Here is a 12,427-nt window from a genome sequence, read left to right on the forward strand (position 1 = left end):
TCCAAGTGGAAGCTGAAATCCCGGAGGGGCCGGGACTTAGCCGATCTGGATTTTGGTGTCGGAAAGGAAGGCGTAAGGCGGCACCGCCAGGTTGGCGGGCGCCGGCCCCTGGCGGATACGACCGGAGGAGTCGTACTGCGAGCCGTGGCAGGGGCAGAAGAAGCCGTCGTAATTGCCCTCATGGGCGATCGGGATGCAGCCGAGATGGGTGCAGATGCCGATCACAACCAGCCACTGGTCGTGGCCGGCCTTGACGCGGGCCGAGTCGGGCTGCGGGTCGGGCAGGCTCGAGAGCGCCACGCTCTGGGCCTCCTGGATCTGCTTCTTGGTGCGATGGCTGATGTAGATCGGCTTGCCGCGCCAGAAGACCTTGATGTCCTGGCCCTCGGCGATCGGCGTCAGATCGACCTCGATCGGCGCGCCGGCCGCGATCGTCGCGGCATCCGGGTTCATCTGCGCAACAAGCGGCCAGACGGTGGCGGCTGCGCCGACCGCGGCGGCAGCTCCGGTTGCAACAAAGAGAAAATCACGGCGTGTCGGATGGTCCGCCGAAGACGCTGTCGTCACGATTCCTAGCCCTTTCTTTTCTGCAGCCGGTGGAACCGCCCTGGAGACGCAGGACGCGCCCCAAGAAAGGCTGCCGGCGCCCGCGGCCCCCGCGGCGGCAGAAAACCGCCATTCCCCACCCCAAATGGCGGAACAGCAGTCCAGAATCGTTCTATTGGCACCCTTGCCGGACGAGCGCAAGCCCGCTATCGGCTCGCACACGTGCAATGCACGAAATCCGCGCCGAGCGATGTTTTATTGAGACAATTTCATCCGGATTTCACAGGCCGCCCGCACCATGCAGATCGCGCTGTTCCAGCCCGACATCCCCCAGAATACAGGGACGATTCTGCGCCTCTGCGCTTGCCTGGACGTGGCAGCCCATATCATCGAACCGGCGGGATTCGACACCTCGGACCGGAATTTCCGCCGGGCGGGTATGGACTATCTCGACCATGTGCGGTTGAAGCGTCACGACTCATGGTCGAAATTCGAGGAATGGCGGGCCGAGGCCGGATGCCGGCTGGTGCTATTCACGACCAAGGCGGCGAAATCCTATCTTGATTTCGCGTACACGGCCTCCGATGTCCTGCTGTTCGGGCGCGAGACGGCAGGGGTGACCGACGCGGTGGTGGCCGCCGCAGATGCGCGGCTGGTGATTCCGATCCGGCCGACCATGCGTTCGCTCAATGTGGCCGTCACGGCGGCCATGGCCGTCGGCGAGGCGCTGCGGCAGACCGGTTCAGGAAGCGCCGGTTCTGGAATTGCCGGTTCGGCAACTTAAGGGATTTTTGGTGAGCTACGCGGTCAAGGAGATCTTTCTCACCCTGCAGGGCGAAGGCGCCCATGCGGGCCGCGCCTCCGTGTTCTGCCGCTTCGCCGGCTGCAACCTCTGGAGCGGCCGCGAGCAGGACCGCGCCGGCGCGGTCTGCAAGTTCTGCGACACCGATTTCGTCGGCACCGACGGCACGCTGGGCGGCCGCTATGCGACCGCCGAAGAGCTGGCCGGCACCATTGCCGCGCAGTGGACGGGAGGCGAGGCCGACCGCTACGTGGTCCTGACCGGCGGTGAGCCGCTGCTACAGGTCGACGCGGCCTTGATCGATGCCCTGCACGGCCACGGCTTTGCGATCGCGATCGAGACCAACGGCACCATCGCCCCGCCCGACGGGCTCGACTGGATCTGCGTCAGTCCCAAGGCCGCGGCCGAGCTCGTGGTGCGCAAGGGGCACGAGCTCAAACTGGTCTATCCGCAGGTGGAGAACGCACCGGAGGATTTCGCCGGCCTCGCCTTCGAGCGCTTCTCGCTGCAGCCGATGGACGGCCCCGACGTGATCGAGAATACCGAGCGGGCGATCGCCTATTGCCTGAAGCACCCGCAATGGCGCCTTAGCGTGCAGACGCACAAGTCGCTCGGCATTAGATGAACTAACAGAATCGGATTGTTGAACAAGATGTGGGAATTGACGAAAGCGTTTCGGTTCGAGGCTGCGCATGCGCTGTCCGGAACGACCTTTGGCACCGCCAGCGAGGAGATTCACGGCCACTCGTTTCGAGCCGAGGTTACCGTCCGCGGCACGCCCGACCCCGCGACCGGGATGGTGGTCGATCTCGGCCTGCTCGAACGCGCGATGGCCGAGGTGCAGAAAACGCTCGACCATAAGTTCCTCAACAAGATCGAGGCGCTCGGCGTGCCGACACTGGAAAATCTGTCGCGCTTCATCTGGGAGCGGTTGCAACACGCAGGCAAGCTGACCCGCGTCAGCGTCCATCGCGACAGCTGCAACGAAAGCTGCACCTATTTCGGTCCGCAAGGTTAGTCATGCTGCCAACAGACCCCGCCATCATCGAGGACCGTAAGGCGCGTGCGCGCGGCTGGTTCGAGGCGCTACGCAACGACATCTGCGCGGCCTTCGAAAAGCTCGAGGACGACGCCCCGTCCACGCTTTATCCCGGCGCCGCCGGTCGGTTCGCGCGGACCCCCTGGGACCGCACCGACCACACCGGCAAGCCGGGCGGCGGCGGCGTGATGTCGATCATGAAGGGCCGGCTGTTCGAGAAGGTCGGCGTGCACTGCTCGACCGTGCACGGCGAGTTCGCCCCCGAATTCCGCGCACAAATTCCAGGTGCCGCCGACGATCCGCGATTTTGGGCGTCGGGCATTTCACTGATCGCGCATCTGCGCAATCCGAATGTGCCCGCCGTGCACATGAACACCCGCTTCGTCGTCACCACCAAGGCGTGGTTCGGCGGCGGCGCCGACCTGACGCCGGTGCTGAACCGGCGACGCACTCAGGAGGACCCCGATACGGTCGCCTTCCATGCCGCAATGAAGGAAGCGTGCAGCGGGCCGAACGGCGTTGCCGACTACGACAAGTACAAGAAATGGTGCGACGAGTATTTCTATTTGCCACACCGCAAGGAAGCCCGCGGCATCGGCGGCATCTTCTATGACTGGCACGACAGCGGCGACTGGGAGGCCGATCTCGCCTTCACCCAGGACGTCGGGCGCAACTTCCTGAAGATCTATCCCGACCTGGTGCGGCGCAATTTCGCGGCCGCCTGGAGCGCGGAGGATCGCGACGAGCAGCTGGTCCGCCGCGGCCGCTATGTCGAGTTCAACCTGCTCTATGACCGCGGCACGATCTTCGGCCTGAAGACCGGCGGCAATGTGGATTCGATCCTGTCGTCGCTGCCGCCGGAGGTGAAATGGCCGTGATGAACCTGCCGCGCGCGATGCTGATCGACATGGATGACACCATCCTGTCGGCCTATGGACGCCCCGAGATCGCCTGGAACACGATCACCACCGAGTTCGCCGCGGAGCTGGCGCCCCTGCCCCCGGATCAGGTCGCGACGGCGCTATTGGCCTATGCGCGGCAATTCTGGTCGACCGCCGAGCCGATCTGGCGGATCAAGCTCGGCGCGGCGCGGCGGCTCACCGTGAAGGGCGGCTTCGCGGCGCTTGCGGCGGCCGGTCACCGCGCGCTGCCGGACGATCTTGCGGACCGCATCGCCGATCGCTTCACCGCCTACCGCGAGGAGGAGATGTTCGTCTTCCCCGGCGCGCATGAAGCGATCGATGCGTTGAAGGCGCTCGGCATCAAGCTCGCGCTGGTCACCAACGGCGCCGCCGACATGCAGCGCGCCAAGGTCGAGCGCTTCGCGCTCGGCCATCGTTTCGATCACATCCAGATCGAGGGCGAGCACGGCTTCGGCAAGCCGGAGGAGCGCGCCTACCTGCACGCGATGGAAGCGCTCGGCGTCACCGCACCGGACACCTGGATGATCGGCGACAATCTCGAATGGGAAGTCGTGGCGCCACAGCGGCTTGGCATCTACGCGATCTGGATGGACGTGCACGGTGTCGGGCTGCCGCCGGGATCGACCATCAAGCCCGACCGCATCATCCGCTCGCTGAGCGAACTGGTTCCTGCCGCGCGCAAATAGCGCATCGCGGCCGTTTTCCACGTCAATTCCATTGAAGCTGGCGCCGGCCGTGATTTGGCTGTCATCACCGGTCGCTAGCCTGCCGCCCGCGTCATCCAGCGCGGAGGGAAAATCATGGAACTGAAACCAGGCGATGTTGTCATCCTGAAGTCCGGCGGCCATCCGATCACGGTCGTCGAAATCGACGAGGACAAGGTCGAGTGCCTGTGGATGGGTACGGACGGCGATCTGTTTCGCGAAACCTTGCCGCTTGTCGCACTCGAATCGACCGAGCTCGGTCCGGAGGACGATGAAGAGGAAGACGACGAAGACGAGGACGACGACGGCGACCGCAAGAAGAAGCGCAAGGCGGCGTGAGATCCGTTGGCGCGATGCTGACTGGCAGATGCCGGCAGCATCGCCTCCATGCGACGTTCGACCGATCGTCGTTCAGCCAATCGTCACCGTGCCGCCGCTGACCACGGCGGCATCGAGACGTCGGCAAGAAAACTCAGAGAAAACTCAGAGAAAATTCAAAGCCGATGGTCGCGGGTGAAACGGGCCGCAGTCTGGTCGGCGATATCAGACAGCATCTTCGGCTCCAGCGGAAAGTCCGCGGCCAACCAGGCATCCTCCGCCAGGGTCAGGACATGTCCGAGTGCCGGTCCCTCGGCAATGCCGCGCGCGATGAAATCCGACGCCCGCAACGGAAAGTGCGGCGCGCGCCAGCGCTCCGGCAGCGTGGCGAGCGCGCGCCATTGATCGGCATCCTGGCCCGCGCCGGTGCGCGCCCAGGCGAGCAGCAGCCGGTCGCGATAGGGCTCCTCGTCGAGCCGGTAGAGCCTGCGCCTGGCATGGGCCTCGTCCATGCCGGGCAAGCGCCACCAGCGATGGCCCATCGAATCGAGCGCCTTGGCCTCGGCGTTGGAGAGCCGCAGCCGGCTGGCGATACGCCGCGCGTCCTCGGTCACGGCGACCGTCAGCGCGGCGAGCCTTCGCATCGCGCTCGGCGCGAGCTTCATCAGTTGCTCGATCTCGATCATCGCCGCGAATGGCCCGGTATAGGCGACGCCGCCGAACAGCGGCTGCAGCAAACCACCGTCACCCATCGCGACAACTGCACTTGCGGCGCCGTTCGCGACCACGAGCTTGAGCATCTCCATGCGGATCCGCTCGGCCGACAGGCCGCTCAAACCGGCGCGCCCGCCGATGCAGGCGAGATAGCCGGCGCGATCGACCTCGCCCGCGCCATAGGCGGCATGGAAACGGAAGAAGCGCAGGATGCGCAGATAGTCCTCGGCAATCCGCTGCGCGGGATCGCCGATGAAGCGCACGCGCCTCGCCTCGATGTCGGCGAGGCCGCCGACGTGATCGTGCACGACGCCCGAAGCGTCGACCGACAGGCCGTTGATGGTGAAGTCGCGCCGCTCGGCGTCACGCACCCAGTCGCGACCGAACGCCACCCTGGCCTTGCGGCCATAGGTCTCGGTATCCTCGCGCAGCGTCGTCACCTCGAAGGGCTGGCTGTCGACGACCAGGGTCACCGTGCCGTGCTCGATGCCGGTCGGCACGCTCTTGATGCCCGCCCGCTTGGCGCGGCGGATCACCTCCTCCGGCAGCGCCGTGGTGGCGATGTCGATGTCGGCGAGCGGAATCTGCATCAAGGCGTTGCGCACGGCCCCGCCGATCACCCGCGCTTCCTCGCCGTCGGCATTGAGCAGGCCGAGCACGCGCGCCGCAGGCCCGGAAGCGAGCCATGGCGCGTCGGACAACAGGCGCACCTCGCTCATTTCTCAACTCCCGGCACCAGCTTGCCGTTCTCGATATGGGCGGGAACGTAGGTCGAATTCGGCGGCGCGCCAGTCAATTCGGCCAGCAGCACGAAGCTCACGATGACCATCACCAGCGCCACCAGCGTCAGCTTTGCGATCATGTCGAGCGGCCATGACGCCGGCAGCGTCACGCCGGACCGCGTCGCGATGAGGAAGATGGCATAGACCGCGAAGGGGACCAGAAAGATTCCGATCTCGGTCAATACCGTGCGGATCATGACAGATAGATCCGCTCATACAGCACGCGCAGAATGCCCGCGGTCGCGCCCCAGATGTAGCGCTCGGCGAACGGCATCGCGTAATAGGACCGGTCCATGCCGCGGAATTCCTTGGTGTGGATCTGATGATTCTCGGGATTCATCAGGAAGGCGAGCGGCACCTCGAACGCATCGACCACCTCCGCCTCGTTGATCGCAAGCGTGAATCCCGGCTTCACCTTGGCGACCGTCGGCAGAATGCGGAAGCCGAACGCGGTGCCATAAAGGTCGAGATAGCCGACCGGGTCGATGAATTCCCGCTTCAGCCCGACTTCCTCGCAGGCCTCGCGCAGCGCGGCATCGAGCGGCGAGGCGTCGGTGGCGTCGATCTTGCCGCCGGGAAACGAGATCTGGCCGGCATGGCTCGACAGATTGGGCGAGCGCTGCGTCAACAGCACGGTCGGCTCGGAATGATCGACCACCGGGATCAGCACCGCGGCCGGCCGCACCGGCTGCTCCTGCGCCACGATCTCGAGCATGCGGTCGTTGCCGGAGTCTCCGGTGCGCGGAATGATATGCGGATCGACCAGGCCCGGCGGCACATCGAAAGTGAGCCGCGTGCGGGCCCGCGCGAAGAATTCCGTCGAGCTGATCGTCGCCGGCTCCACCTTCAGCAACGGCTCGTTCAAAGTGCGTCCCTCACCTGACTGGCATCGGCCATCGCGAAGAACTCGCCGCCGGACTCGATGCCGAACATCTCCTGACCATCGACCATCCGCTGCTCGCCCATGTCAACCAGATCGTAATAGAGCGCGCGGGTGACCTTGGCCCACAAATCGGCGCGGACGTGCAGATAGGGCGTCAATCCGCCGTCCTCGGCCGCCTCGAATCTGAGGCCGTGGCCTTTCTCGCAATCGACCCAATCGTCGACATTGGTGCGGAACCTGAGCAGGCGGCCGCGCGCGTCTTCCCCGGTCTGCATTTCCACGGCAAGGAACGGCGCGTCATCGACGCGGATGCCGACCTTCTCCACCGGTGTCACGAGAAAGTGCTTGCCGTCCTCGCGCTTCAGGATCGTGGAGAACAACCGCACCAGCGCGGGGCGGCCGATCGGCGTTCCCATGTAGAACCAGGTGCCGTCAGGCGCGATTCGCATGTCGAGATCGCCGCAGAATGGCGGATTCCACAGGTGAACCGGCGGCAGGCCCTTGCGTCCGGCCGGACCCGATGTCGCAGCTTGATTGGCGGCCGTGGTGAGCCCTTCGAGACCCTTGCTCCCGAGGCCCGTAGTTTCCCTGCCGGAATCGCTCTGCCCTTGCTTCGCCATTGTTTGCCTTAAGGTTTCCTACCTTCAATCTGGCACGTTTGGTGCACATATCCTGAGATGTGGTCGGGATGTCATTCTCGCCACATCGTGATGCCGTTCATACCCTGAAACACCGATAAGGTGGGGATAGTTTAATTCAACGAATACATGGCCTTCGCTCAGGTTTAGCATGAGGGCCGAGATGACGACAGATGATGACGACGCGCCGATGTGCGCGCATCGTCAAGAAGGAGCGGATCGAATGGCTGGTGCAGACAGCGTCGAGAAACTGGAGGATGTGATCGTCCGTTCGGCCGAGCAGGTCGCGGGCCAGATCAAGGCCGCCAAGGAAGCGGTCTCCACCGTCATCTTCGGCCAGGACCAGGTGATCGAAAACACCCTGGTGACGATCCTGTCCGGCGGCCACGCGCTGTTGATCGGCGTGCCCGGCCTCGCCAAGACCAAGCTGGTCGAGACGCTCGGCGTCACGCTCGGCCTCGATGCCAAGCGCATCCAGTTCACCCCGGACCTGATGCCGTCGGATATTCTCGGCGCCGAAGTGCTCGACGAGAGCTCCGCCGGCAAGCGCTCGTTTCGCTTCATCGCAGGTCCCGTGTTCGCGCAGCTGTTGATGGCCGACGAGATCAACCGCGCCAGCCCGCGCACCCAGTCGGCGCTGCTGCAAGCCATGCAGGAGCAGCACATCACCATTGCCGGCGCGCGGCATGATTTGCCAAAGCCGTTCCACGTGCTCGCGACGCAGAACCCGCTGGAGCAGGAAGGCACCTATCCGCTGCCCGAGGCGCAGCTCGACCGCTTCCTGATGGAAATCGACGTCGACTATCCTGATCGCGACGCCGAGCGGCGCATCCTGTTCGAAACCACCGGCGCCGAAGAGGCAGCGGCCAAGCCGTCGATGGACGCCGAGACGTTGCTCACCGCGCAACGCCTGGTGCGGCGGCTGCCGGTCGGTGATTCCGTGGTCGAGGCGATCCTGACGCTGGTCCGCGCCGCGCGTCCCGGCACCGAGGGCGGCGAGGCCGGCAAGCTGATCGCATGGGGCCCGGGTCCGCGCGCCAGCCAGGCCTTGATGCTCGCGGTGCGCGCCCGTGCATTGCTCGACGGGAGACTCGCGCCGTCGATCGACGACGTGCTCGATCTCGCCGAGCCCGTGCTCAAGCACCGCATGGCGCTGACCTTCTCGGCGCGCGCCGAGGGTCGCACCATTCCCGACGTGATCAAGCAACTGAAGACCCGGATCGGTTGATGGCCGCAGACAACAGGCACCAGAACGAGGAGATCCTTGCGGTTCGACGTGCCGATGGCGAAAGCCGAACGCTCGCCGCATCGCTGCCGCGTCTGGTGCTTGAGGCCCGCCGTGTCGCCGCCAACGTCATCCATGGCCTGCACGGCCGCCGCCGCGCCGGCTCGGGCGAGAATTTCTGGCAATACCGCCGCTTCGTCTCCGGCGAGCCGTCGCAGCGCGTCGACTGGCGCCGCTCGGCACGCGACGACCATCTCTATGTCCGCGAGCAGGAGTGGGAAGCCGCGCACACGGTGTGGATCTGGCCCGACCGCTCGCCGTCGATGGCCTTTGCCTCGCGCGAGGCGCGCGACAGCAAGCTGGAGCGCGGACTGATCGTAGCCTTCGCGCTCGCAGAGTTGCTCGTTGCGGGCGGAGAACGCGTCGGCATTCCCGGCCTGCTGAATCCGACGGCAAGCCTCAACGTGATCGACAAGATGGCGGAAGCGATGTTGCACGACGAGAAGACGCGCGCGAGCCTGCCGCCGTCCTTCGTGCCGTCGTCGCTGGCCGAAGTCGTCGTGTTGTCGGATTTCTGGTCGCCGATCACGGAGATCACGGCGATGCTGGCCGGGCTTTCCTCCTCCGGCGCGCACGGCACCCTGATCCAGGTCGTCGATCCCGCCGAAGAGACCTTTCCCTATTCCGGCCGCGTCGAATTCGTCGAGCCGGAGATCGGCAGCGTCATCACCGCGGGCCGCGCCGAGAGCTGGGCGAGCGACTATGTCGCCCGGGTCGCACTGCATCGCGACCAGATCCGCGGCGAGACCAACCGGCTCGACTGGCTGTTCTCGACCCACACCACCAGCCGCTCCGCGGCCGAGCTGCTGTTGTTCCTGCATGCCGGCATGATGGTGAGCAAGGGCGGCGGCCGCTCAACCGTCAAGGCGGGACGCAGCGCATGATCGCAGGCCTCCCCCTCTCCTTTGCCGAACCGCTGCTGCTGCTGGGGCTGGTCAGCCTGCCGGTGCTGTGGTGGCTGTTGCGCGTGATGCCGCCGCGGCCGCGCCGGATCGAGTTTCCGCCGACGCGGCTGTTGTTCGACATCGCGCCCAAGGAGGAGACGCCGTCGCGCACGCCGTGGTGGCTGACGCTGCTGCGGCTCGCCGCCGCCGCGCTCGTCATCTTCGCAGCCGCCGGCCCGATCTGGAATCCGCAGACCGGCGTTGCCGCCGGCAAATTGCCGCTGGTGATCCTGCTCGATGACGGCTGGAGCGCGGCCTCGAGCTGGGACGCGCGGATCAGGGCCGCCGACGAACTGATCGCCAACGCGGACAGCGACCGCCGCGGCGTCGCGCTGGTGCCGCTGTCCGAGCCCGCGCGCGACATCACGTTGATGCCGGCCGGCGCCGCGCGCGTCGCGCTGCGCCAGCTCGCGCCGAAGCCCTACTCGGTCGATCGGGTTGAAACTCTCGGCACGCTTGGACGTTTCCTCAAGTCGACCGGCGACTGCGACATCGCCTGGCTGTCCGACGGCGTCGACACCGGACGCGGCAGCGAATTCACCGAGGGGCTCGGCAAGGTGATCGAGAGCCGCAATCTGACGATCTATGCGGGCGGAGCGCAGTCGGCGCAGGCGCTGGTCGCGGCCGAGAACGCCGCCGCCAAGATGACGGTGAAGGTGCTGCGCACCGAGAGCGGCATCGCGGCGGGAACGGTGCGCGCGGTCGACGCCAAGGGCTCGCCGATCGGCGAGGCGCGCTACACATTCGGACCGCAGGATCGCGAGACCGAAGCCGCCTTCGATCTTCCGGTCGAATTGCGCAACGACATCGCACGGCTCGAAATCTCCGGCGAGCATTCGGCCGGCGCCGTGCAGCTGCTTGACCGGCGCTGGCGCCGCCGCGCCATCGGCGTGGTCTCGGGTGCGAGCAACGACACTGCGCAGCCGCTGTTGGCGTCGACCTTCTATCTCTCCCGCGCGCTGTCGCCATTCGCCGATGTCAGGCTCGGCGATCGCGGCGCGCCGCAGCAGGTGATCGGGCAATTCCTCGACCAGCGGCTGCCGATGATCGTGATGGCCGACGTCGGCACGCTGTCGCCGGAGATCCGCGACCGGCTGAATGCCTGGATCGAGCAAGGCGGCGTGCTGGTGCGCTTCGCAGGTCCGCGCCTCGCCCAGGCCGATGACGACCTCGTTCCCGTCAAGCTCCGCCGCGGCGGACGCACGCTCGGCGGCAGCCTGACCTGGGAGAAGCCGCAGCACATGGCCTCGTTCGCCGCCGATGGCCCGTTCTCGGGCCTCACTGTGCCGAAGGACATCACCGTCAACCGCCAGGTGCTGGCCGAGCCCGACGCCGTGCTCTCGACCAAGAGCTGGGCCTCGCTGGAGGACGGCACGCCGCTGGTCACCGGCGAGCGTCGCGGCAAGGGCGTGGTCAGCCTGTTCCATGTCGGCGCCGACATGCGCTGGTCGGATCTGCCGATGTCCGGCACCTTCGTCGAGATGCTGCGCCGGCTGATCGACATGTCCGGCTATACCTCGAAGCCCGGCCCGGGCGTCGCCAGCGATCCCAATGCCGAGACGGTTGCGCCGCTGCGCACGCTCGACGGCTTCGGCGTCTTCGGCCCGCCGCCCTCGAGCGCCAAGCCGATGTCGGCGGACTATCGCGATCGCGGCACGGCCGACCATCCGCCCGGCTTCTACGGCACTGCCGAGAGCCCGATCGCGGTCAACACGCTCGCCTCCGCCGATCGCATCGCGCCGCTCGACACCTCGGCCCTGCGCGCGACGCGTGCGAGCTACACCAACGCCGAGCCGCGCGATTTGCGCGGCATCATGCTGTCGACGGCGCTGGCGCTGTTCCTGCTCGATGCGATCGTGGTGGCCATGCTCGGCGGCGGCCTTGCCGCGCTGATCCGGCGGCGCGCGGCACCGGCCGTGCTCGCGTTGGCCTTCATCCTTGCGACCACGATGGTGCCCTCGCCGAGCCGTGCGCAGAACGCCAGCAGCGACGACTTCGCCATCAAGGCGGTGTCGCAGACGCGGCTCGCCTACGTCGTGACCGGCAATGCCGACGTCGATTCCATCGTCAAGGCGGGGATGTCCGGACTGACGCTGTTCCTCGGACAGCGCACCGCGCTGGAAGCCGGCGATCCCGTCGGCATCGATCCCGCGCGCGACGAGCTGGCGTTCTTCCCCCTGATCTACTGGCCGATCGTGCCGGGCGCGCCGAAGCCGCCGCAGGACGCCATCAACAAGATCGACGCCTACATGAAGCAGGGCGGCACCGTCATCTTCGATACCCGTGACGCCGTCGAAGCGCCGCCGGGGGACAACGGCTCATCGCAAACGCCCGGCATGCAGACGCTGCGCGAATTGCTGTCGACCCTCGACGTGCCCGAGCTCGAGCCGGTGCCGCGCGAGCACGTGCTGACCAAGACGTTCTATCTGCTGCGCGACTTCCCCGGCCGCTTCAATTCCGGCCAGACCTGGGTCGAGGCGCTGCCGCGCGAAGACGACGACGAGGCTGCGCAGCGCCCGGCGCGCGGCGGCGACGGCGTCTCGCCGATCATCATCACGTCGAACGACCTCGCCGGCGCCTGGGCGATCCGCCCCGACGGCCAGCCGATGCTTCCGCTGACGCCGGGCGAGCCGCGCCAGCGCGAATTCGCCTTCCGCGCCGGCGTCAACATCGTGATGTACACGCTGACCGGCAACTACAAGGCCGACCAGGTGCACGCGCCTGCCTTGATCGAGCGGCTGGGACAATAGAGATGCAAGTGCTTCAGCTGCCAACACCGTCATTCCGGGATGGTCCGAAGGACCAGACCCGGAATCTCGAGATTCCGGGTTCGATGCTTTCGCATCGCC

14 protein-coding genes are annotated in these 12,427 nt (G+C 66.5%); 9 read left to right on the forward strand and 5 right to left on the reverse strand.

Features of this window, described 5'->3' with window-relative positions:
* Nucleotides 1–36: 36 nt before the first annotated feature.
* On the reverse strand, nt 37–567 hold the full coding sequence (gene petA / locus I6F38_RS00085; protein WP_016839713.1) for a ubiquinol-cytochrome c reductase iron-sulfur subunit: 531 nt from the start codon (nt 565–567) through the stop codon (nt 37–39).
* A 277-nt stretch (nt 568–844) separates the two neighbouring features.
* Between petA and I6F38_RS00090 the strand changes: the two genes are divergently transcribed.
* From I6F38_RS00090 to I6F38_RS00115, 6 genes are all read left to right on the forward strand, one after another.
* Nucleotides 845–1,330 (forward strand): tRNA (cytidine(34)-2'-O)-methyltransferase, encoded by a 486-nt coding sequence (locus I6F38_RS00090; RefSeq protein WP_028333182.1) that lies wholly within the window; start codon nt 845–847, stop codon nt 1,328–1,330.
* Between the two features lie 10 nt (nt 1,331–1,340).
* Nucleotides 1,341–1,973: a 7-carboxy-7-deazaguanine synthase gene (gene queE / locus I6F38_RS00095; protein ID WP_092085949.1), complete on the forward strand. Its 633-nt coding sequence runs from the start codon at nt 1,341–1,343 to the stop codon at nt 1,971–1,973.
* 27 nt (nt 1,974–2,000) lie between these two features.
* On the forward strand, nt 2,001–2,366 hold the full coding sequence (locus tag I6F38_RS00100) for a 6-carboxytetrahydropterin synthase (protein WP_225158823.1): 366 nt from the start codon (nt 2,001–2,003) through the stop codon (nt 2,364–2,366).
* A gap of 2 nt (nt 2,367–2,368) precedes the next feature.
* Nucleotides 2,369–3,265 carry an oxygen-dependent coproporphyrinogen oxidase gene (gene hemF / locus I6F38_RS00105; protein WP_225158570.1) on the forward strand — a complete coding sequence of 299 codons (897 nt, stop codon included), beginning with the start codon at nt 2,369–2,371 and terminating at the stop codon, nt 3,263–3,265.
* A complete protein-coding gene (locus I6F38_RS00110; RefSeq protein ID WP_225158571.1) occupies nt 3,256–3,996 on the forward strand; it encodes an HAD family hydrolase in 741 nt (246 codons plus the stop codon). The genes hemF and I6F38_RS00110 overlap by 10 nt, the downstream gene beginning before the upstream one ends.
* A 114-nt stretch (nt 3,997–4,110) precedes the next feature.
* Nucleotides 4,111–4,353: a DUF2158 domain-containing protein gene (locus tag I6F38_RS00115; RefSeq protein ID WP_225158572.1), complete on the forward strand. Its 243-nt coding sequence runs from the start codon at nt 4,111–4,113 to the stop codon at nt 4,351–4,353.
* A gap of 155 nt (nt 4,354–4,508) precedes the next feature.
* On the opposite strand, the gene I6F38_RS00120 is transcribed toward I6F38_RS00115, so the two are convergent.
* Genes I6F38_RS00120 through I6F38_RS00135 form a run of 4 tightly spaced genes read right to left on the reverse strand, consistent with a single transcriptional unit; the run spans nt 4,509 to nt 7,331 of the window.
* Nucleotides 4,509–5,765, reverse strand: coding sequence for a CCA tRNA nucleotidyltransferase (locus I6F38_RS00120; RefSeq protein ID WP_225158573.1), 1,257 nt, complete (start codon nt 5,763–5,765; stop codon nt 4,509–4,511).
* A complete protein-coding gene (locus I6F38_RS00125; RefSeq protein WP_028333189.1) occupies nt 5,762–6,025 on the reverse strand; it encodes a DUF6111 family protein in 264 nt (87 codons plus the stop codon). The genes I6F38_RS00120 and I6F38_RS00125 overlap by 4 nt, the downstream gene beginning before the upstream one ends.
* Nucleotides 6,022–6,693 carry a CoA pyrophosphatase gene (locus tag I6F38_RS00130; RefSeq protein WP_225158574.1) on the reverse strand — a complete coding sequence of 224 codons (672 nt, stop codon included), beginning with the start codon at nt 6,691–6,693 and terminating at the stop codon, nt 6,022–6,024. The genes I6F38_RS00125 and I6F38_RS00130 overlap by 4 nt, the downstream gene beginning before the upstream one ends.
* Nucleotides 6,690–7,331, reverse strand: coding sequence for a DUF1285 domain-containing protein (locus I6F38_RS00135; RefSeq protein ID WP_016839726.1), 642 nt, complete (start codon nt 7,329–7,331; stop codon nt 6,690–6,692). Before I6F38_RS00135 ends, I6F38_RS00130 begins: the two co-directional genes overlap by 4 nt.
* Before the next feature lie 241 nt (nt 7,332–7,572).
* Here I6F38_RS00135 and I6F38_RS00140 point away from each other — a divergent pair, with 241 nt between their 5' ends.
* Genes I6F38_RS00140 through I6F38_RS00150 form a run of 3 tightly spaced genes read left to right on the forward strand, consistent with a single transcriptional unit; the run spans nt 7,573 to nt 12,328 of the window.
* A complete protein-coding gene (locus tag I6F38_RS00140) occupies nt 7,573–8,577 on the forward strand; it encodes a MoxR family ATPase (protein WP_028333192.1) in 1,005 nt (334 codons plus the stop codon).
* Nucleotides 8,577–9,518, forward strand: a complete 942-nt coding sequence (locus I6F38_RS00145; RefSeq protein ID WP_092085831.1) for a DUF58 domain-containing protein — start codon at nt 8,577–8,579, stop codon at nt 9,516–9,518. The genes I6F38_RS00140 and I6F38_RS00145 overlap by 1 nt, the downstream gene beginning before the upstream one ends.
* Entirely contained in the window at nt 9,518–12,328 is a 2,811-nt protein-coding gene (locus I6F38_RS00150) for a DUF4159 domain-containing protein (protein WP_225158824.1), read from the forward strand. The genes I6F38_RS00145 and I6F38_RS00150 overlap by 1 nt, the downstream gene beginning before the upstream one ends.
* The last annotated feature ends 99 nt before the right edge of the window (nt 12,329–12,427 follow it).

Origin of the sequence: Bradyrhizobium sp. BRP56, from assembly GCF_020194035.1 — a bacterium.
Taxonomy (GTDB): Bacteria; Pseudomonadota; Alphaproteobacteria; order Rhizobiales; family Xanthobacteraceae; genus Bradyrhizobium; species Bradyrhizobium australafricanum.